This is a genomic window from Pseudomonas sp. FP2338, assembly GCF_030687515.1.
Classification (GTDB): Bacteria; Pseudomonadota; Gammaproteobacteria; order Pseudomonadales; family Pseudomonadaceae; genus Aquipseudomonas; species Aquipseudomonas salomonii.
Genome location: NZ_CP117436.1, coordinates 3,834,468 through 3,854,570 on the forward strand (window position 1 = coordinate 3,834,468; position 20,103 = coordinate 3,854,570).

Sequence of the window (20,103 nt, forward strand, 5' to 3'; positions counted from 1 at the left end):
AGTGATTTCTTTCAATAGGTTACACATGAATCCTGATATTCCTCTTCAACTTCTGGGCGGCATCACGGCACGGGAATTCCTGCGCGACTACTGGCAGAAAAAACCGCTGCTGATCCGTCAGGCCATCCCTGATTTCGAAAGCCCGATCGACGCCGACGAACTGGCCGGCCTGGCACTGGAAGAAGAAGTTGAATCGCGCCTGGTGATCGAACACGGCGAGCGCCCATGGGAACTGCGCCGCGGCCCGTTCGCCGAAGATGCGTTCAGTACGTTGCCAGAGCGCGAGTGGACCCTGCTGGTGCAGGCCGTCGACCAATTCGTACCCGAAGTTGCCGAGCTGCTGGGGCACTTCCGCTTTCTGCCCAGCTGGCGCATCGACGATGTGATGATCAGCTTCGCCGCCCCTGGTGGCAGTGTTGGTCCGCACTTCGACAACTACGACGTGTTCCTGCTGCAGGCCCAAGGCAAGCGCAACTGGAAAATCGGCCAGATGTGCAATTCCGAAAGCCCGCTGCTGCAACACGCCGACCTGCGCATCCTCGCGGAATTCGAACAGAGCGAAGAATGGGTGCTGGAACCGGGCGACATGCTTTACCTGCCGCCGCGCCTGGCGCACTTCGGCATCGCCGAAGATGACTGCATGACCTATTCGGTAGGCTTCCGCGCACCGAGCGCTGCCGAAGTGCTGACCCACTTCACTGACTTCCTCAGCCAGTACCTGACCGATGAAGAGCGCTATACCGACGCCGACGCCCAACCGGTCAGCGACCCACACCAGATTCAGGCGGACGCACTCGACCGCCTCAAAGGCCTGCTGGCCGAGCACATGAGCGACGAGCGCATGCTGCTGACCTGGTTCGGCCAGTTCATGACCGAGCCGCGCTACCCGGAACTGGTCGCCGGTGAAGAGCTGGGTGAAGAAGACTTTATCAGCAGCCTGGAAAACGGCGCGATTCTGATCCGCAACCCGAGCGCGCGTATGGCGTGGTCTGAAGTGGACGATGACGTACTGCTGTTTGCCAGCGGCCAGAGCCGTTACCTGCCAGGCAAACTGCGCGAACTGTTGAAACTGGTCTGCTCGGCCGACGCCCTGCACAGCGAAAACCTCGGCACCTGGCTGGCCGACGAAGACGGTCGTGACCTGCTGTGCGAACTGGTCAAGCAAGGAAGCCTGGGATTTGCCGATGAATAAGATTCACGTAAGTGTCGCGGACTGGCAAAAGGATATCGCTGAGATTCGGCGCATTCGTGAGGCGGTGTTTATCGCTGAACAATCGGTCCCACCGGAGCTGGAGTGGGATGCGGATGACGCCGACGCGATGCATTTTCTTGCATTCGAAGGCGATTTTCCGATTGGCACCGCTCGCCTGCTGCCCAGCGGCGAGATTGGTCGTGTGTCAGTACTCAAGGACTGGCGCGGGCTGAAGGTCGGCGACAAACTGATGGAAGCCGTAATCGGCGCGGCCGAGAAACGTGGCCAGACCAGGCAGTTCCTGAGTGCGCAGGTGTACGCGGCGCCATTTTATGAGCGGCTGGGTTTCACGATCGTCAGCGATGAGTTCCTTGAAGTCGGAATTCCGCACGTCGATATGGTGCGCGAGGGCTGATTCGAGACCGAGTCGCCCTTATCGCAGGCAAGCCAGCTCCCACATTTGGAATGCATTCCTCTGTGGGAGCTGGCTTGCCTGCGATAGCAATGTAGGCAACACCCCAAAATGCCCTGCCTGCCAGGGCATTTTGCCGTCTACGATTCAACTTGCGACCTGCCAGGCCGACAAACTGGCACTATCACGCCTAATTGACTCGCAGAGATAACGGACATGTCCCTACGCACCCTGCTCACCGCCCTCCTCTTCACTGCCAGCGCCTGCGCCATGGCCGACACCGAAGTCGTCAACCTGAGCAACCGCACCAGCGCCGACCTGCTGCCGGTCGCGCAAAACTTTATCGGCAAGGACGGCACCGTCAGCGCCTACGGCAACCAGCTTATTGTTAAAGCGGACCCCGGCAAGATCCAGGACCTGCGTGCCTTGCTTGCACAGCTGGACACACCCGCCAAGCGCCTGTTGATCACCGTCGACAGCAACGAAAACAACCAGCAAAACAGCGGCGACAGCCAAACCCGCATCATCAGTTACGGCACCGCCAGCCGCGACGGCGGCATCCAGCAGATTCAGGCCAGTGAAGGCGTGCCCGCGCTGATCCAGGTCGGCCAGAGCGTTCCACTGACCACCACGCAGCCAGACGCCTACGGCCGCCCGCAAAACCAGACCCAGTATCGCAACGTCACCCAGGGTTTTTACGTGACTGCGAGCGTCACTGGCGAGACCGTACACCTGGCCATCAGTACCAACCGTGACCGAATGAGCCAGGAACGTCCCGATGTAGTGAATGTGCAAAGTACCGACACAACGGTCAGCGGGCGCCTGGGTGAATGGATTCCACTGGCGGGCATCAACCGCGAGACCCAGGCCGATAAATCCTCTACAACCCGCAGTTACTCTACTCAGGGCCGCGATGACCTGACTTTGCGGGTCAAGGTCGATACGCTGAACTAAAGCACCAAAAACTGACTGGCGAGTCGCATTAGACTAAAGATGTAGTGCCTTAAAAAAAGCACTACAAAACATTTGACGAGCCAAAAAAGCCTGTGCATGATGGCCTCGCTCCCGCTAATCAGGGGCCCTGGCAAGGGCCTTCGGATCGCCGCTCTAAGCTACCCACCTGAGCCGATTCGTGTCTGTACCGCCCACAAGGTGTGTTTGACGTTGGTTGCGACTGGAACGAAGTTGTCCCGAGGGACGGAAGCTAACCAGGTAACCCGGCTACACACTGATGGATCGTACCAAGGCCCACGACGCCCGAAGACTGTTCGCAGTTTGCCCTTACCTGCTCAATTCCTCCTCTCGCAACGCGTTCATCCCGTCGCCTTCCCCGTCGAACCTGACTTGGCCGCCCAAGCTTCTGGTCAGCGAGCCGCCACAACCACGCACTTGATACGTGGCTGGCAAATGGAATTTTCCACCTAGACCTATGCGACGAGGTTTTTCCCCATGGCACTGACACGCGAACAGCAAATTGCAGCCCTTGAAAAAGACTGGGCTGAAAACCCACGCTGGAAAGGCGTAACCCGCGCTTATTCCGCTGCTGACGTCGTCCGCCTGCGTGGCTCGGTTCAACCTGAGCACACCTTTGCAAAACTCGGCGCCGAGAAGCTGTGGAAGCTGGTCACCCAGGGTGCCAAGCCGTCCTTCCGTCCCGAAAAAGATTTCGTCAACTGCATGGGCGCCCTTACTGGCGGCCAGGCAGTTCAACAGGTAAAAGCCGGTATCCAGGCGATCTACCTGTCCGGCTGGCAAGTGGCTGCGGACAACAACTCCGCAGAATCCATGTACCCCGACCAATCGCTGTACCCGGTGGACTCCGTGCCGACCGTGGTCAAGCGCATCAACAACTCGTTCCGCCGCGCCGACCAGATCCAGTGGAAAGCCGGTAAAGGCCCGGGCGATGAAGGCTACATCGACTACTTCGCGCCAATCGTGGCTGACGCAGAAGCCGGTTTCGGCGGCGTACTCAACGCCTACGAACTGATGAAGAGCATGATCGAGGCAGGCGCTGCCGGCGTGCACTTCGAAGACCAACTGGCGTCGGTGAAAAAATGCGGCCACATGGGCGGCAAGGTACTGGTTCCAACCCAGGAAGCCGTACAAAAGCTGACCGCAGCACGCTTGGCCGCCGACGTTGCCGGCACGCCGACCATCATCCTGGCGCGTACCGACGCCAACGCGGCCGACTTGCTGACCTCCGACTGCGACCCGTACGACCAACCATTTGTGACGGGCGAACGCACCCAGGAAGGCTTCTATAAAGTACGCGCTGGTCTCGACCAGGCGATCGCCCGTGGCCTGGCCTACGCGCCGTATGCTGACCTGATCTGGTGCGAAACCGCCAAGCCGGATCTGGACGAAGCGCGTCGCTTTGCCGAGGCGATCAAAAAGGAATACCCGGACCAACTGCTGTCCTACAACTGCTCGCCTTCTTTCAACTGGAAGAAGAACCTGGACGACGCGACCATCGCCAAGTTCCAGCGCGAACTGTCGGCCATGGGCTACAAGCACCAGTTCATCACCCTGGCCGGCATTCACAACATGTGGCACAGCATGTTCAACCTGGCGCACGACTACGCCCGCAACGACATGACGGCCTACGTGAAACTGCAGGAGCAAGAGTTCGCTGACGCCGCCAAGGGTTACACCTTTGTGGCGCACCAGCAGGAAGTGGGCACCGGCTACTTCGACGACATGACCACCGTGATCCAGGGCGGCACCTCGTCCGTGACCGCGCTGACCGGCTCGACCGAAGAAGAGCAGTTCCACTAAGCAGCGAGTACACGGCCAGTGCGGCCCCATGGAAGACCTAACCGCACTGCCGCTTGATCTGACGCCCCGACTGGTTCGGGGCGTTTTTTTGCCTGCTTGAAAAACCCACCTATCACCTGTGGGAGCTGGCTTGCCTGCGATAGCGGTGGGTCAGTGGCAGATTTTCAACTGTTCCACCGCTATCGCAGGCAAGCCAGCTCCCACATCGACCGTGTCGATCCTGAAGGTTTTGCGCAAAACATTGACCCAGAGCGGTATTTGCCTGAATCAAATCGGTTAAAAGATGCCCTCCAGCAACTAGCAGCATTCAAGCAAGTAACAATAACTCCCGCGCCACACGAGAAACATTCGCTTAAACCCCGCGCAAACAATATTCATTATCATTTAGCCGATGAAAACTTCTTTACCGCTTAAACAAAACACATTTGATTAAATGCCCGCTAATCCCCGGCCCACAAGGGCTACAGCTCCAAGAAGGTGCACTATGTGCTTATACCATCGAATAATTTCGCTATAGGAATTTTACTTGCCCGGTGTTTAGCCATAAAATCACCGCGATTGATTGCGCTGCGACATATCGTCACTGCATCGTTACTTTTTCGAGCTCAGAGACCTTTGCTCTCTGTTAAGGATTTCCAGTATGACCGAAGCGACAGGACTCATGGCCCACAACTGGGGCTTTGCCATTTTCCTCCTCGGTGTTGTCGGCCTTTGCGCCTTCATGCTCGGCGTCTCCAGCCTCCTTGGGTCAAAAGCCTGGGGCCGCAGCAAAAATGAACCGTTCGAGTCCGGCATGCTGCCTACAGGTGGCGCCCGCTTGCGGCTCTCAGCCAAATTCTATCTGGTCGCGATGCTGTTCGTGATCTTCGATATCGAAGCCCTCTTTCTCTTTGCCTGGTCTGTGTCCGTCCGCGAAAGCGGCTGGACCGGATTCGTCGAAGCCCTCGTTTTCATAGCAATTCTGTTGGCAGGCCTTGTCTACCTATTCCGAGTGGGCGCCCTTGACTGGGCTCCGGAAGCTCGTCGTAAGCGGCAAGCGAAGCTGAAACAATGAGGCTTTGGCGATGCAATACAATCTCACCAGGATCGACCCGGATGCTCCTAACGATCAGTACCCTATCGGCGAACGGGAAACCGTTTCCGATCCGTTAGAAGATCAAGTCCACAAAAACATCTACATGGGCAAACTCGAAGACGTGCTGAGTGGCGCGGTCAACTGGGGGCGTAAAAACTCCCTGTGGCCGTACAACTTCGGCCTTTCGTGCTGCTACGTGGAAATGACCACCGCCTTCACGGCGCCCCACGACATCGCGCGCTTTGGTGCCGAAGTTATCCGGGCATCACCGCGCCAGGCGGATTTCATGGTTATCGCCGGCACCTGCTTTATCAAGATGGCGCCGATCATTCAGCGTCTCTACGAGCAAATGCTCGAGCCAAAGTGGGTTATCTCCATGGGTTCGTGCGCCAACTCCGGTGGCATGTACGACATCTACTCCGTCGTTCAAGGGGTGGACAAGTTCCTGCCCGTGGACGTCTACGTGCCTGGCTGCCCGCCCCGCCCTGAAGCTTTTCTGCAAGGCTTGATGCTGTTGCAGGAGTCGATTGGCAAGGAGCGTCGTCCGCTTTCCTGGGTGGTCGGTGATCAAGGCGTTTATCGCGCCGAGATGCCGTCACAAAAGGAACAGCGCCGCGAACAGCGAATCGCAGTCACCAACCTGCGCAGCCCCGACGAAGTCTGATCCAGCCCGCTTCTTTTATAGAACGAAAACCTGGCTTCATTCTTTACGTTGACCGAAAGCGATAAAAAACCATGACTACAGGCAGTGCTCTGTACATCCCGCCTTATAAGGCAGACGACCAGGACGTGGTTGTCGAACTCAATAACCGTTTTGGCCCTGACGCCTTCACCGCCCAGGCCACACGCACCGGTATGCCGGTGCTGTGGGTGGCGCGGGCCAAGCTCGTCGAAGTCCTGAGCTTCCTGCGCAACCTGCCCAAGCCGTACGTCATGCTCTATGACCTGCATGGCGTGGACGAGCGTCTGCGCACCAAGCGTCAAGGCTTGCCGAGCGGCGCCGATTTCACCGTGTTCTACCACTTGATGTCGCTGGAACGTAACAGCGACGTGATGATCAAGGTCGCGCTGTCCGAAAGCGACTTGAGCATCCCGACCGTCACCGGTATCTGGCCGAACGCCAGCTGGTACGAGCGTGAAGTCTGGGACATGTTCGGCATCGACTTCCCCGGCCACCCGCACCTGACGCGCATCATGATGCCGCCGACCTGGGAAGGTCACCCGCTGCGCAAGGACTTCCCGGCGCGCGCCACCGAATTTGACCCGTTCAGCCTCAACCTCGCCAAGCAGCAGCTTGAAGAAGAGGCTGCACGCTTCCGTCCGGAAGACTGGGGCATGAAACGCTCCGGCACCAACGAGGACTACATGTTCCTCAACCTGGGCCCGAACCACCCTTCGGCTCACGGTGCCTTCCGGATCATCCTGCAACTGGACGGCGAAGAAATCGTCGACTGCGTGCCGGACATCGGCTACCACCACCGTGGTGCCGAGAAGATGGCCGAGCGCCAGTCGTGGCACAGCTTCATCCCGTACACCGACCGTATCGACTACCTCGGCGGCGTGATGAACAACCTGCCGTACGTGCTGTCGGTCGAGAAGCTCGCCGGTATCAAGGTGCCGGACCGCGTCGACACCATCCGCATCATGATGGCCGAGTTCTTCCGGATCACCAGCCACCTGCTGTTCCTGGGTACTTATATCCAGGACGTTGGCGCCATGACTCCGGTGTTCTTCACCTTCACCGACCGTCAACGCGCCTACAAGGTTATCGAAGCCATCACCGGTTTCCGCCTGCACCCGGCGTGGTACCGCATCGGCGGTGTGGCCCATGACCTGCCGAACGGCTGGGAGCGCCTGGTCAAGGAATTCATCGACTGGATGCCCAAGCGTCTGGACGAGTACCAAAAGGCTGCGCTGGACAACAGCATCCTCAAGGGCCGTACCATCGGCGTCGCGCAGTACAACACCAAAGAGGCGCTGGAATGGGGCGTCACCGGTGCCGGCCTGCGTTCGACCGGTTGCGACTTCGACCTGCGTAAAGCACGCCCGTACTCGGGCTACGAGAACTTCGAGTTCGAAGTACCGCTGGCGGCCAATGGCGATGCCTACGACCGTTGCATCGTGCGCGTCGAAGAAATGCGCCAGAGCCTGAAGATCATCGAGCAGTGCATGCGCAACATGCCGGCAGGTCCCTACAAGGCGGATCACCCGCTGACCACGCCGCCGCCCAAAGAGCGCACGCTGCAGCACATCGAAACCCTGATCACGCACTTCCTGCAAGTTTCGTGGGGCCCGGTGATGCCGGCCAACGAATCCTTCCAGATGATCGAAGCGACCAAGGGTATCAACAGTTATTACCTGACGAGCGATGGCGGCACCATGAGCTACCGCACCCGGATTCGTACCCCAAGCTTTGCCCACTTGCAGCAGATCCCTTCGGTGATCAAAGGCGAGATGGTCGCGGACTTGATTGCGTACCTGGGTAGTATCGATTTCGTTATGGCCGACGTGGACCGCTAAGCATGAACAGCACGCTTATCCAAACAGATCGTTTCACCTTGAGTGAAACCGAGCGCTCGGCCATCGAGCACGAGCTGCATCACTACGAAGACCCGCGCGCGGCGTCGATCGAAGCCTTGAAGATCGTCCAGAAGGAACGTGGCTGGGTGCCGGACGGCGCCCTCTACGCCATCGGCGAAATCCTCGGCATTCCCGCCAGCGACGTTGAAGGGGTGGCCACGTTCTACAGCCAGATCTTCCGTCAGCCGGTCGGCCGCCACATCATTCGCGTGTGCGACAGCATGGTCTGCTACATCGGTGGCCACGAATCGGTGGTCAGCGAGATCCAGAACAAGCTGGGCATCGGCCTCGGCCAAACCACTACGGACGGCCGCTTCACGCTGCTGCCGGTGTGCTGCCTGGGCAACTGCGACAAGGCGCCGGCGTTGATGATCGACGACGACACATTCGGTGACGTGCAGCCTGCTGGCGTCACCCAATTGCTTGAGGGCTACCCATGACCCTTACATCTTTCGGCCCGGCCAACCTGATCAAGCGTTCGCCTGAGACCCACCCGCTGACCTGGCGCCTGCGTGACGACGGCAAGCCGGTATGGCTCGACGAGTACCAGGCCAAGAACGGTTACGCCGCTGCGCGCAAAGCCTTCGCCGACATGGCCCAGGACGATATCGTCCAGACCGTCAAAGACGCCGGCCTCAAAGGCCGCGGCGGTGCAGGCTTCCCCACGGGTGTGAAGTGGGGGCTGATGCCTAAAGACGAATCCATCAATATCCGCTACCTGCTGTGCAACGCGGACGAGATGGAGCCGAACACCTGGAAAGACCGCATGCTGATGGAGCAACTGCCCCATCTGCTGATCGAAGGCATGCTGATCAGCGCCCGCGCGCTGAAAACCTACCGTGGCTACATCTTCCTGCGTGGCGAATACACCACCGCCGCCAAGCACCTCAACCGTGCCGTGGAAGAAGCCAAGGCTGCAGGCCTGTTGGGCAAGAACATCCTCGGTTCGGGTTTTGACTTCGAACTGTTCGTGCACACCGGCGCCGGGCGTTATATCTGCGGTGAAGAAACCGCACTGATCAACTCCCTCGAAGGCCGCCGCGCCAACCCGCGCTCCAAGCCGCCCTTCCCTGCCGCCGTCGGCGTGTGGGGCAAGCCGACTTGCGTGAACAACGTTGAAACCCTGTGCAACGTGCCAGCGATCATCGCCGACGGCGTTGACTGGTACAAATCGTTGGCCCGCGAAGGCAGCGAAGACATGGGCACCAAGCTCATGGGCTTCTCCGGCAAGGTCAAGAACCCTGGCCTGTGGGAGCTGCCGTTTGGCGTGACCGCACGCGAGCTGTTCGAGGACTACGCCGGTGGCATGCGCGACGGCTACACCTTGAAAGCCTGGCAGCCAGGCGGCGCCGGTACCGGCTTCCTGCTCCCTGAGCACCTCGACGCACAAATGTATGCCGGCGGTATCGGCAAGGTCGGTACCCGTATGGGCACTGGCCTGGCGATGGCGGTGGACAACACCGTGAACATGGTTTCGTTGCTGCGCAACATGGAGCAGTTCTTTGCCCGTGAATCCTGCGGCTTCTGCACCCCGTGCCGTGACGGCTTGCCCTGGAGCGTCAAGCTCTTGATGGCGATCGAGAACGGTGAAGGCCAGCCAGGTGACATCGAGACCCTGCTGGGTCTGGTCGGCTTCCTCGGCCCGGGCAAGACCTTCTGTGCTCACGCACCGGGCGCCGTGGAGCCATTGGGCAGCGCAATCAAATACTTCCGCTCGGAGTTCGAAGCCGGCATCGCGCCTGTCAGCGCCGCCGTCCCGCCTCTGGCAAGGCCGATCGTAGTCGGCGCGTAACGCTTTAAAAGGCGAAGGGTCCGTGCCCTTCGCTTTCTCATGGGCTGACGCCGTATAGGCTGTGTTGATGCCCATGAATAACAAGATTCCATTAGCCACGCCCGCTGACAACGGGCCAACGAAGAACTTTGAACCATGGCCACTATCCACGTAGACGGCAAAGCGCTCGAAGTCGATGGGGCAGACAACCTGTTACAGGCATGTCTCTCACTAGGCCTCGACATCCCGTATTTCTGCTGGCACCCCGCGCTTGGTAGCGTCGGTGCCTGTCGCCAGTGTGCGGTCAAGCAATACACCGACGAGAACGACACCCGTGGTCGTATTGTCATGTCCTGCATGACCCCAGCCACCGACAACACCTGGATCTCCATTGAAGATGAAGAATCCAAGGCGTTCCGCGCCAGTGTCGTCGAATGGCTGATGACCAACCACCCGCACGACTGCCCGGTCTGTGAGGAAGGCGGTCACTGCCACCTGCAAGACATGACGGTGATGACCGGCCACAACGAGCGCCGTTATCGCTTCACCAAACGCACGCACCAGAACCAGGACCTCGGCCCGTTCATTTCCCACGAGATGAACCGCTGCATCGCCTGCTACCGTTGTGTGCGTTTCTATAAAGACTACGCTGGCGGCACCGACCTGGGCGTCTTCGGCGCCCATGACAACGTGTACTTCGGTCGCGTTGAAGACGGCGTGCTCGAAAGCGAGTTCTCCGGCAACCTCACCGAGGTCTGCCCGACCGGTGTGTTCACCGACAAGACCCACTCCGAGCGCTACAACCGCAAGTGGGACATGCAGTTCTCGCCGAGCATCTGCCATGGCTGCTCCAGCGGTTGCAACATTTCCCCGGGCGAGCGCTACGGCGAACTGCGTCGTATCGAAAACCGCTTCAACGGTTCGGTCAACCAGTACTTCCTGTGCGACCGTGGCCGTTTCGGCTACGGCTACGTCAACCGCGAAGACCGCCCACGCCAGCCGCTGTTGGCCGGTGGCGCCAAGCTGAGCCTGGACGATGCGCTGGATAAAGCCGCCGACCTGCTGCGCGGCCGCAACATCGTCGGTATCGGTTCGCCGCGCGCCAGCCTCGAAAGCAACTACGCGTTGCGCGAACTGGTCGGTGCCGAGCACTTCTACTGCGGTATCGAAGCCGGTGAGTTGGAGCGCATCCGCCTGGTCCTGCAAGTGCTGAACGACAGCCCGCTGCCAGTGCCGAACATGCGCGACATCGAAGACCACGATGCGATCTTCGTCCTCGGCGAAGACCTGACCCAGACCGCCGCGCGTATTGCGCTGTCGCTGCGTCAGTCGGTCAAAGGCAAGGCCGAAGACATGGCCGAAGACATGCGTGTTCAGCCTTGGCTCGACGCCGCCGTAAAAAACATCGGCCAGCACGCGCTGAACCCGCTGTTTATCGCAAGCCTGGCTGAAACCAAGCTCGACGACATCGCCGAAGAATGCGTTCACGCCGCACCGGATGACCTGGCTCGCATCGGTTTCGCCGTGGCCCACGCCCTCGACGCCAGCGCGCCTGCCGTCGACGGCCTGGACACTGAAGCCGTTGAACTGGCCCAGCGCATCGCCGACGCCCTGCTCGCGGCCAAGCGACCATTGATCATTGCCGGCACCTCGTTGGGTTCCAAGGCACTGATTGAGGCTGCTGCGAATATCGCGAAGGCCTTGAAGCTGCGCGACAAGAACGGTTCCATCAGCCTGGTGGTGCCGGAAGCCAACAGCCTCGGCCTGGCGATGCTCGGTGGCGAGTCCCTGGACGCGGCCCTGCAAGCGGTGATCGACGGCAATGCCGACGCCATCGTGGTGCTGGAAAACGACCTGTACACCCGCACCGATTCGGCCAAGGTCGACGCGGCGCTGGACGCCGCCAAAGTACTGATCGTGGCCGACCACCAGAAGACCGCCACCAGCGAGCGTGCCGACCTGGTACTGCCAGCCGCCACCTTCGCCGAAGGCGACGGTACGCTGGTCAGCCAGGAAGGCCGCGCCCAGCGCTTCTTCCAGGTGTTCGACCCGAAATACATGGACGCCAGCATCCTGGTGCACGAAGGCTGGCGCTGGCTGCATGCCCTGCGCGCCACCCTGCTGAACCAGCCGATCGACTGGACCCAGCTCGACCACGTGACCGCAGCGGCCGCCGCAAGCGCCCCGCAGCTGGCCCGTATCGTCGACGCTGCTCCGTCCGCCTCGTTCCGCATCAAGGGCATGAAACTCGCCCGTGAACCGCTGCGTTACTCCGGTCGTACCGCCATGCGCGCCAACATCAGCGTGCACGAACCGCGTACCCCGCAAGACCCGGACACCGCGTTCGCCTTCTCCATGGAAGGTTACTCGGGTTCGGTCGAGCCGCGTCAGCAGGTGCCATTTGCCTGGTCGCCGGGTTGGAACTCGCCGCAAGCCTGGAACAAGTTCCAGGACGAAGTCGGTGGTCACATCCGCGCTGGCGACCCGGGCACCCGCCTGATCGAAAGCACCGGTGACGCGCTGAACTGGTTCGCTGCCGTACCGCGTCCGTTCAACCCGGCCCAGGGCACCTGGCAGGTTGTGCCGTTCTTCCACCTGTTCGGCAGCGAAGAGACCTCTTCCAAAGCCGCGCCGGTGCAAAGTCGCATTCCTGAAGCCTACGTGTCGGTGGCCAAGTCCGAAGCCGACCGCCTGGGCGTCAACGACGGTGCCCTGCTCAGCCTGAACGTAGCTGGCCAGACCCTGCGTCTGCCGCTGCGCATCAACGATGAGTTGGGTGCTGGCCTGGTTGCACTGCCTAAAGGCCTCGCGGGTATTCCGCCTGCGATCTTTGGCAAAACCGTTGACGGTCTGCAGGAGGCAGCGCAATGACCTGGTTCACCCCGGAAGTAATTGACGTGATCATTTCGGTGGTCAAGGCCATCGTGATCCTGTTGGCCGTGGTCGTTGCGGGCGCCCTCCTCAGCTTCGTCGAACGTCGCCTGCTGGGCTGGTGGCAGGACCGTTACGGTCCGAACCGCGTTGGCCCATTCGGCATGTTCCAGATCGCCGCCGACATGCTGAAAATGTTCTTCAAGGAAGACTGGACCCCACCGTTTGCCGACAAGGTGATCTTCACCCTGGCACCGGTCGTGGCCATGAGCGCCTTGCTGATCGCCTTCGCGATCATCCCGATCACCCCGACCTGGGGCGTGGCGGACCTGAACATCGGCTTGCTGTTCTTCTTCGCCATGGCCGGTTTGTCGGTCTACGCGGTGCTGTTCGCCGGTTGGTCAAGTAACAACAAGTTCGCCCTGTTGGGCAGCTTGCGGGCCTCGGCCCAGACCGTGTCCTACGAAGTGTTCATGGGCCTGGCGCTGATGGGCATCGTGGTGCAGGTCGGCTCGTTCAACATGCGCGACATCGTCGAGTACCAGGCGCAGAACCTGTGGTTCATCATTCCGCAGTTCTTTGGCTTCTGCACCTTCTTCATCGCTGGCGTCGCCGTGACTCACCGTCACCCGTTCGACCAGCCGGAAGCGGAACAGGAACTGGCTGACGGTTACCACATTGAATACGCCGGCATGAAATGGGGCATGTTCTTCGTTGGCGAATACATCGGCATCATCTTGATCTCGGCCCTGTTGGTCACGCTGTTCTTCGGCGGCTGGCACGGTCCGTTCGGCATCCTGCCGCAGTTGGCGTTCTTCTGGTTCTTCCTGAAGACCGCGTTCTTCATCATGTTGTTTATCCTGCTGCGCGCTTCCATTCCGCGTCCACGATACGACCAGGTGATGGATTTCAGCTGGCGCTTCTGCCTGCCGCTGACCCTGATCAATTTGCTGGTGACGGCTGCCGTTGTGTTGTTGAACACGCCAGCCGGCGCGGTTCAGTGAGGATTTGACCCATGTTCAAATATATTGGCGACATCGTTAAGGGTACCGGTACCCAGTTGCGAAGCCTGGTGATGGTGTTCGGTCACGGCTTTCGCAAACGCGACACCCTGCAATACCCGGAAGAAGCGGTGTACCTGCCGCCGCGCTATCGCGGCCGTATCGTACTGACCCGCGACCCCGATGGCGAAGAGCGTTGCGTAGCCTGCAACCTGTGTGCCGTGGCGTGCCCGGTGGGTTGCATCTCCCTGCAGAAAGCTGAAACCGAAGACGGTCGCTGGTACCCGGACTTCTTCCGCATCAACTTCTCGCGCTGCATTTTCTGCGGCCTCTGCGAGGAAGCTTGCCCGACCACCGCAATCCAGCTGACACCGGATTTCGAGATGGCCGAGTTCAAACGTCAGGACCTGGTGTACGAGAAAGAAGATCTATTGATCTCTGGTCCCGGTAAAAACCCTGATTACAACTTCTATCGTGTTGCAGGTATGGCCGTTGCCGGTAAGCCCAAAGGCGCCGCACAAAACGAAGCCGAGCCGATCAACGTGAAGAGCTTGCTGCCTTAAGGAAGAAAGATGGAATTCGCTTTCTATTTCGCGTCCGGTATTGCAGTGGTGTCCACGCTTCGCGTGATCACCAACACCAATCCTGTGCACGCCCTGCTCTACCTGATCATTTCGTTGATCGCCGTGGCCATGACGTTTTTCAGCCTCGGCGCACCGTTCGCCGGTGTGCTGGAAGTGATCGCCTACGCCGGCGCCATCATGGTGCTGTTCGTGTTTGTGGTGATGATGCTCAACCTGGGGCCGGCTTCGGTCGCCCAGGAACGCGTCTGGCTCAAGCCCGGCATCTGGCTCGGCCCGGTGATCCTGGCAGCCTTGCTGCTGGGTGAACTGCTGTATGTGCTGTTCGCTCACCAGAGCGGCCAGGCCATCGGCCACACCACCGTAGACGCGAAAGCCGTGGGCGTCAGCCTGTTCGGCCCGTACCTGCTGGTGGTCGAACTGGCTTCGATGCTGCTGCTCGCCGCAGCCATCACCGCCTTCCACTTGGGCCGCAACGAAGCCAAGGAGCAATGACGATGCCTGCTATCCCTTTGGAGCATGGTCTGGCGGTCGCCGGCATCCTGTTCTGCCTTGGCCTGGTCGGCCTGATGGTTCGCCGTAACATTCTGTTCGTGTTGATGAGCCTGGAAATCATGATGAACGCCGCCGCACTGGCGTTCGTTGTTGCAGGTAGCCGATGGGCGCAGCCGGATGGGCAAGTCATGTTCATCCTGGTGATCAGCCTGGCAGCCGCCGAGGCCAGTATCGGCCTGGCGATCCTGCTGCAACTGTATCGTCGCTTCCACACGCTTGATATCGACGCTGCCAGTGAGATGCGCGGATGAACATGATCTTTCTGACTTTCGTATTTCCCCTGATCGGTTTCCTGCTGCTGTCGTTCTCCCGTGGACGCTGGTCGGAAAACCTGTCTGCCCTGATCGGTGTGGGTTCCATTGGCCTGTCGGCCATCGTGGCCGCCTACGTCATCTGGCAATTCAACGTGGCGCCGCCGGAAGGCGGTCACTACACCCTGGTGCTGTGGCAGTGGATGTCGGTGGACGGCTTCAAGCCCAACTTCGCCCTCTACGTCGACGGCCTGTCGATCACCATGCTCGGCGTGGTGGTGGGTGTAGGCTTCCTGATCCACCTGTTCGCGTCCTGGTACATGCGCGGTGAAGCGGGCTACTCGCGCTTCTTCTCGTACACCAACCTGTTTATCGCCAGCATGCTGTTCCTGGTACTCGGCGATAACCTGTTGTTCCTGTACTTCGGCTGGGAAGGCGTGGGCCTGTGCTCGTACCTGTTGATCGGTTTCTACTACAGCAACCGCAACAACGGTAACGCGGCACTCAAGGCCTTTATCGTTACCCGCATCGGCGACGTGTTCATGGCCATCGGCCTGTTTATCCTGTTCCAACAGGTGGGCACGCTGAACATCCAGGAACTGCTGGTGCTGGCACCGCAGAAATTCCAGGTCGGCGACTTCTGGATCACCCTCGCGACCCTGATGCTGCTGGGCGGCGCCGTGGGTAAATCGGCGCAACTGCCGCTGCAAACCTGGCTGGCGGACGCGATGGCCGGTCCTACGCCGGTCTCGGCGCTGATCCACGCCGCAACCATGGTGACCGCCGGTGTCTACCTGATCGCCCGTACCCACGGCCTGTTCACCCTGGCGCCGGACATCCTGCACCTGGTGGGCATCGTCGGCGGCGTGACCCTGGTACTGGCCGGCTTTGCCGCGCTGGTGCAGACCGACATCAAGCGTATCCTCGCCTACTCGACCATGAGCCAGATCGGCTACATGTTCCTGGCCCTGGGCGTTGGCGCCTGGGACGCGGCGATTTTCCACCTGATGACCCACGCCTTCTTCAAGGCCCTGCTGTTCCTTGCCTCCGGTGCGGTGATCGTTGCCTGCCACCACGAGCAGAACATCTTCAAGATGGGCGGCCTGTGGAAGAAACTGCCGTTGGCCTATGCCAGCTTCATCGTCGGTGGTGCCGCCCTGGCAGCCCTGCCGTTGGTGACCGCAGGTTTCTACTCAAAAGACGAAATCCTCTGGGAAGCCTTCGCCAGCGGTAACCAGAACCTGCTGTATGCAGGCCTGGTGGGCGCGTTCATGACCTCGCTGTACACCTTCCGCCTGATCTTCATCACCTTCCACGGTGAAGCCAAGACCGAAGCGCACGCAGGCCACGGCATCTCCCACTGGTTGCCACTGTCGGTGCTGATCATCCTGTCGACCTTCATCGGCGCGATGATCACCCCGCCGCTGGCCGGTGTACTGCCGGAAAGCGCCGGCCATGCCGGTGGCGCTGCCAAGCACAGCCTGGAAATCGCCTCGGGCGCCATCGCCATCGCCGGTATCCTGCTGGCCGCGCTGCTGTTCCTGGGCAAGCGTCGCTTCGTGACGGCTGTGGCCAACAGTGGCATTGGTCGCTTCCTGTCAGCCTGGTGGTTCGCCGCCTGGGGCTTCGACTGGATCTACGACAAACTGTTCGTCAAGCCATACCTTGCGATCAGCCACCTTCTGCGCAAAGACCCGCTCGACCAGACCATCGGCTTGATCCCGCGCGCCGCCAAGGCCGGTCACACCGCCCTGAGCCGCAGCGAGACGGGCCAATTGCGTTGGTATGCAGCTTCCATGGCCGTCGGTGCCGTGCTGGTGATCGGCGCCATCGTGGTGGTAGCGGTCTGACTATGTCTATGTACTTTGCGAACTTGCGAAAGGAAACGAGCCCGTCATGATTCTGCCCTGGCTAATCCTGATCCCCTTTATCGGCGGCCTGCTCTGCTGGATGGGTGAACGCTTCGGCGCCACCCTCCCCCGCTGGATTGCGTTGCTGACCATGTCCCTGGAACTCGCGCTCGGCCTCTGGCTGTGGGCCCACGGTGACTATTCATTCGCACCGGCACCGGGTGTCGATCCCACCTTCGCGCTTGAATTCAAGCACGTGTGGATCCAGCGCTTCGGCATCAACGTGCACCTGGCCCTCGACGGCCTGTCGCTGTTGATGATCCTGCTGACCGGCTTGCTGGGTATCCTCTCGGTACTCTGCTCCTGGAAAGAAATTCAGCGTCACGTGGGCTTCTTCCACCTGAACCTGATGTGGATTTTGGGCGGCGTTGTCGGCGTGTTCCTGGCGCTGGACCTGTTCATGTTCTTCTTCTTCTGGGAAATGATGCTGGTGCCGATGTACTTCCTCATCGCGCTCTGGGGTCACAGTTCTTCGGACGGCAAGAAAACCCGGATCTACGCGGCGACCAAGTTCTTCATCTTCACCCAGGCTTCCGGCCTGATCATGTTGGTGGCGATCCTGGGTCTGGTACTGGTCAACTTCAACAACACCGGCGTGATTACCTTCAACTACGCCGACCTGTTGAAAACCAAGATGTCCCTGACCACCGAGTACATCCTGATGCTGGGCTTCTTCATCGCCTTTGCGGTGAAGCTGCCGGTGGTGCCGTTTCACTCCTGGCTGCCTGACGCTCACGCCCAGGCGCCGACCGCAGGTTCCGTCGACCTCGCCGGTATCCTGCTGAAGACTGCTGCTTATGGTCTGCTGCGTTTCGCCCTGCCGCTGTTCCCGAATGCCTCGGCCGAGTTCGCGCCGATCGCCATGACCCTGGGTCTGATCGGGATCTTCTACGGTGCGTTCCTGGCTTTTGCGCAAACCGACATCAAGCGTCTGATTGCCTTCTCGTCCGTTTCCCACATGGGTTTCGTACTGATCGGCATCTACTCCGGCAGCCAACTGGCGCTGCAAGGCGCGGTGATCCAGATGTTGGCCCACGGTGTTTCGGCCGCCGCACTGTTTATCCTCAGTGGTCAGCTGTACGAGCGCCTGCACACCCGTGACATGCGTGAAATGGGTGGCGTGTGGTCGCGCATCGCGTACCTGCCGGCCATCAGCCTGTTCTTCGCCGCCGCATCCCTGGGCTTGCCGGGCACCGGTAACTTCATCGGCGAGTTCCTGATCCTGATGGGTTCGTTCGTCCACACGCCGTGGATCAGCGCCATTGCTACCTCGGGCCTGGTGTTTGGTTCGGTCTACTCGCTGATCATGATCCACCGCGCCTACTTCGGCCCGGCCAAGTCCGACACCGTCCTGCAAGGGATGGATGCTCGCGAACTGATCATGGTGCTCGGCCTTGCGGTGCTGCTGATCTACATCGGTGTGTACCCGCAACCGTTCCTGGACACTTCTGCCGCGACGATGCATGGCGTGCAGCAGTGGATCGGCACCGCCTTCTCTCAACTCGCTTCGGCCCGGTAAGAGCGCTATGGAATTCACGATCCAACACTTTATCGCGCTTGCGCCGCTGCTGATTACCAGCCTCACCGTTGTGGCGGTGATGCTGGCAATCGCCTGGCGCCGCAATCACTCGCAAACGTTCCTGCTGTCTTGTGCCGGGCTTAACCTGGCCCTGCTGTCGATCATCCCGGCACTCAAGGTCGCGCCATTGGCCGTGACCCCGCTGATGATGGTCGATGACTTCGCGCTGCTGTACATCGCGTTGATCCTGGTTGCCACCCTGGCCTGCGTCACCCTCGCCCACGCCTACCTTGGCGAGGGCGGCACTGGCTACCCAGGCAACAAGGAAGAGCTGTACCTGCTGATTCTGCTGGCCGCGGCCGGTGGCATCGTGCTGGTCAGCGCTCAGCACCTGGCCGGCTTGTTCATCGGCCTGGAACTGCTGTCGATCCCGACTTACGGCCTGGTGGCCTACGCCTTCTTCAACAAGCGCTCCCTGGAAGCCGGCATCAAGTACATGGTGCTGTCGGCTGCCGGTTCCGCATTCCTGTTGTTCGGTATGGCCCTGCTGTACGCCGAAGCCGGCAACCTGAGCTTCACCGGTATCGGTCACGCCCTGGCGGCCACCAACATGCCCGCGCCGATTGCCCAACTGGGCCTGGCGATGATGTTGATCGGCCTGGCGTTCAAGCTGTCCCTGGTGCCGTTCCACCTGTGGACCCCGGACGTGTACGAAGGCGCCCCGGCGCCAGTGGCTGCGTTCCTGGCCACCGCATCGAAGGTTGCTGTGTTTGCGGTGATGGTGCGTTTGTTCCAGATCTCGCCTGCGGCCAACACCGGCGTGCTGAGCACCGTGCTGACCGTGATCGCCATTGCGTCGATCCTGTTCGGTAACCTGCTGGCCTTGACCCAGAACAACCTCAAGCGTCTGCTGGGTTACTCGTCCATCGCGCACTTCGGCTACCTGCTGATCGCCCTGGTGGCGAGCAAAGGCCTGGCCGTGGAAGCCATGGGCGTGTACCTGGTCACCTACGTGATCACCAGCCTGGGCGCATTTGGCGTAATTACGCTGATGTCCTCGCCGTTCAAAGGCCGTGACGCCGACGCGCTGTACGAATACCGCGGCCTGTTCTGGCGCCGTCCGTACCTGACCGCCGTGCTTACCGTGATGATGCTGTCCCTGGCCGGTATCCCGCTGACCGCAGGCTTCATCGGCAAGTTCTACATCGTGGCTACCGGTGTTGAAGCCCACGAATGGTGGCTGGTTGCCTCATTGGTACTGGGCAGCGCCATCGGCGTGTTCTACTACCTGCGCGTGATGGTCACCCTGTACCTGATCGAGCCAAACCTGCGCCGCGTAGACGCCGAGCTGCACTGGGAACAGAAGGCAGGTGGCGTGATGCTGCTGGCCATCGCCCTGCTCGCGTTCTTCCTGGGCGTATACCCACAACCGTTGCTCACCCTGGTGCAGCACGCGGTGCTGGGCGTTTGATCGCTTAGAGTGAAGCAGTAAACAAAACGGCGCCTTCGGGCGCCGTTTTGCGTTTCTGAGGGCCAGTTTTTTTACCTGCTCATACTGTAGAAATTTCCTTCATCTACTACCTATTCGTCTGGCATCTACTCGCTGAAGG

Annotated in this window: 18 protein-coding genes; all 18 read left to right on the forward strand. The window is 60.3% G+C overall.

From position 1 onward, the window contains the following. Positions 1-25: 25 nt before the first annotated feature. The 18 genes from PSH96_RS17285 to nuoN all read left to right on the forward strand — a co-directional run bounded on the left by PSH96_RS17285 (position 26) and on the right by nuoN (position 19,964). Positions 26-1,192: a cupin domain-containing protein gene (locus PSH96_RS17285; RefSeq protein ID WP_305454046.1), complete on the forward strand. Its 1,167-nt coding sequence runs from the start codon at positions 26-28 to the stop codon at positions 1,190-1,192. Beyond that, on the forward strand, positions 1,185-1,607 hold the full coding sequence (locus PSH96_RS17290) for a GNAT family N-acetyltransferase (protein ID WP_056861697.1): 423 nt from the start codon (positions 1,185-1,187) through the stop codon (positions 1,605-1,607). Before PSH96_RS17285 ends, PSH96_RS17290 begins: the two co-directional genes overlap by 8 nt. Before the next feature lie 213 nt (positions 1,608-1,820). Next, the gene (locus tag PSH96_RS17295) at positions 1,821-2,558 is read left to right on the forward strand and encodes a secretin N-terminal domain-containing protein (RefSeq protein WP_305454047.1); all 738 of its coding nucleotides are present in this window, start codon (positions 1,821-1,823) and stop codon (positions 2,556-2,558) included. A gap of 495 nt (positions 2,559-3,053) precedes the next feature. Beyond that, a complete protein-coding gene (gene aceA, locus PSH96_RS17300; protein WP_003219577.1) occupies positions 3,054-4,379 on the forward strand; it encodes an isocitrate lyase in 1,326 nt (441 codons plus the stop codon). Positions 4,380-4,532: 153 nt separating this feature from the next. Then, complete coding sequence (locus PSH96_RS17305; RefSeq protein ID WP_305454048.1) at positions 4,533-4,793, forward strand: hypothetical protein; 261 nt, start codon at positions 4,533-4,535, stop codon at positions 4,791-4,793. Positions 4,794-5,019: 226 nt separating this feature from the next. Next, entirely contained in the window at positions 5,020-5,433 is a 414-nt protein-coding gene (locus PSH96_RS17310; RefSeq protein ID WP_003219575.1) for an NADH-quinone oxidoreductase subunit A, read from the forward strand. Between the two features lie 10 nt (positions 5,434-5,443). Continuing rightward, the gene (locus tag PSH96_RS17315) at positions 5,444-6,118 is read left to right on the forward strand and encodes an NADH-quinone oxidoreductase subunit B family protein (protein WP_012724951.1); all 675 of its coding nucleotides are present in this window, start codon (positions 5,444-5,446) and stop codon (positions 6,116-6,118) included. A 71-nt stretch (positions 6,119-6,189) separates the two neighbouring features. After that, entirely contained in the window at positions 6,190-7,974 is a 1,785-nt protein-coding gene (gene nuoC / locus PSH96_RS17320) for an NADH-quinone oxidoreductase subunit C/D (protein WP_017137515.1), read from the forward strand. Between the two features lie 2 nt (positions 7,975-7,976). Then, positions 7,977-8,474, forward strand: coding sequence for an NADH-quinone oxidoreductase subunit NuoE (gene nuoE / locus PSH96_RS17325; RefSeq protein ID WP_305454049.1), 498 nt, complete (start codon positions 7,977-7,979; stop codon positions 8,472-8,474). Further along, positions 8,471-9,826, forward strand: coding sequence for an NADH-quinone oxidoreductase subunit NuoF (gene nuoF / locus PSH96_RS17330; protein WP_305454050.1), 1,356 nt, complete (start codon positions 8,471-8,473; stop codon positions 9,824-9,826). Before nuoE ends, nuoF begins: the two co-directional genes overlap by 4 nt. Before the next feature lie 135 nt (positions 9,827-9,961). Continuing rightward, positions 9,962-12,676, forward strand: a complete 2,715-nt coding sequence (gene nuoG / locus PSH96_RS17335) for an NADH-quinone oxidoreductase subunit NuoG (RefSeq protein ID WP_305454051.1) — start codon at positions 9,962-9,964, stop codon at positions 12,674-12,676. Next, positions 12,673-13,680 carry an NADH-quinone oxidoreductase subunit NuoH gene (gene nuoH, locus PSH96_RS17340; RefSeq protein WP_017137518.1) on the forward strand — a complete coding sequence of 336 codons (1,008 nt, stop codon included), beginning with the start codon at positions 12,673-12,675 and terminating at the stop codon, positions 13,678-13,680. Before nuoG ends, nuoH begins: the two co-directional genes overlap by 4 nt. A gap of 11 nt (positions 13,681-13,691) precedes the next feature. Then, a complete protein-coding gene (gene nuoI, locus PSH96_RS17345; RefSeq protein WP_003174725.1) occupies positions 13,692-14,240 on the forward strand; it encodes an NADH-quinone oxidoreductase subunit NuoI in 549 nt (182 codons plus the stop codon). Positions 14,241-14,249: 9 nt separating this feature from the next. After that, positions 14,250-14,753 (forward strand): NADH-quinone oxidoreductase subunit J, encoded by a 504-nt coding sequence (gene nuoJ / locus PSH96_RS17350; RefSeq protein ID WP_017137519.1) that lies wholly within the window; start codon positions 14,250-14,252, stop codon positions 14,751-14,753. 2 nt (positions 14,754-14,755) lie between these two features. Continuing rightward, entirely contained in the window at positions 14,756-15,064 is a 309-nt protein-coding gene (nuoK, locus tag PSH96_RS17355; RefSeq protein ID WP_017137520.1) for an NADH-quinone oxidoreductase subunit NuoK, read from the forward strand. Then, positions 15,061-16,914: an NADH-quinone oxidoreductase subunit L gene (gene nuoL, locus PSH96_RS17360; protein WP_305454052.1), complete on the forward strand. Its 1,854-nt coding sequence runs from the start codon at positions 15,061-15,063 to the stop codon at positions 16,912-16,914. The genes nuoK and nuoL overlap by 4 nt, the downstream gene beginning before the upstream one ends. Before the next feature lie 46 nt (positions 16,915-16,960). After that, a complete protein-coding gene (gene nuoM / locus PSH96_RS17365) occupies positions 16,961-18,493 on the forward strand; it encodes an NADH-quinone oxidoreductase subunit M (protein WP_017137522.1) in 1,533 nt (510 codons plus the stop codon). A gap of 7 nt (positions 18,494-18,500) precedes the next feature. Further along, entirely contained in the window at positions 18,501-19,964 is a 1,464-nt protein-coding gene (gene nuoN / locus PSH96_RS17370) for an NADH-quinone oxidoreductase subunit NuoN (RefSeq protein ID WP_017137523.1), read from the forward strand. Positions 19,965-20,103: the final 139 nt, after the last annotated feature.

Bases quoted from the DNA above. Each gene is read 5' to 3' on its own strand.
- PSH96_RS17285 (WP_305454046.1), top strand. From the start codon at position 26: ATGAATCCTGATATTCCTCTTCAACTTCTGGGCGGCATCACGGCACGG.
- PSH96_RS17290 (WP_056861697.1), top strand. From the start codon at position 1,185: ATGAATAAGATTCACGTAAGTGTCGCGGACTGGCAAAAGGATATCGCT.
- PSH96_RS17295 (WP_305454047.1), top strand. From the start codon at position 1,821: ATGTCCCTACGCACCCTGCTCACCGCCCTCCTCTTCACTGCCAGCGCC.
- aceA (WP_003219577.1), top strand. From the start codon at position 3,054: ATGGCACTGACACGCGAACAGCAAATTGCAGCCCTTGAAAAAGACTGG.
- PSH96_RS17310 (WP_003219575.1), top strand. From the start codon at position 5,020: ATGACCGAAGCGACAGGACTCATGGCCCACAACTGGGGCTTTGCCATT.
- PSH96_RS17315 (WP_012724951.1), top strand. From the start codon at position 5,444: ATGCAATACAATCTCACCAGGATCGACCCGGATGCTCCTAACGATCAG.
- nuoC (WP_017137515.1), top strand. From the start codon at position 6,190: ATGACTACAGGCAGTGCTCTGTACATCCCGCCTTATAAGGCAGACGAC.
- nuoE (WP_305454049.1), top strand. From the start codon at position 7,977: ATGAACAGCACGCTTATCCAAACAGATCGTTTCACCTTGAGTGAAACC.
- nuoF (WP_305454050.1), top strand. From the start codon at position 8,471: ATGACCCTTACATCTTTCGGCCCGGCCAACCTGATCAAGCGTTCGCCT.
- nuoG (WP_305454051.1), top strand. From the start codon at position 9,962: ATGGCCACTATCCACGTAGACGGCAAAGCGCTCGAAGTCGATGGGGCA.
- nuoH (WP_017137518.1), top strand. From the start codon at position 12,673: ATGACCTGGTTCACCCCGGAAGTAATTGACGTGATCATTTCGGTGGTC.
- nuoI (WP_003174725.1), top strand. From the start codon at position 13,692: ATGTTCAAATATATTGGCGACATCGTTAAGGGTACCGGTACCCAGTTG.
- nuoJ (WP_017137519.1), top strand. From the start codon at position 14,250: ATGGAATTCGCTTTCTATTTCGCGTCCGGTATTGCAGTGGTGTCCACG.
- nuoK (WP_017137520.1), top strand. From the start codon at position 14,756: ATGCCTGCTATCCCTTTGGAGCATGGTCTGGCGGTCGCCGGCATCCTG.
- nuoL (WP_305454052.1), top strand. From the start codon at position 15,061: ATGAACATGATCTTTCTGACTTTCGTATTTCCCCTGATCGGTTTCCTG.
- nuoM (WP_017137522.1), top strand. From the start codon at position 16,961: ATGATTCTGCCCTGGCTAATCCTGATCCCCTTTATCGGCGGCCTGCTC.
- nuoN (WP_017137523.1), top strand. From the start codon at position 18,501: ATGGAATTCACGATCCAACACTTTATCGCGCTTGCGCCGCTGCTGATT.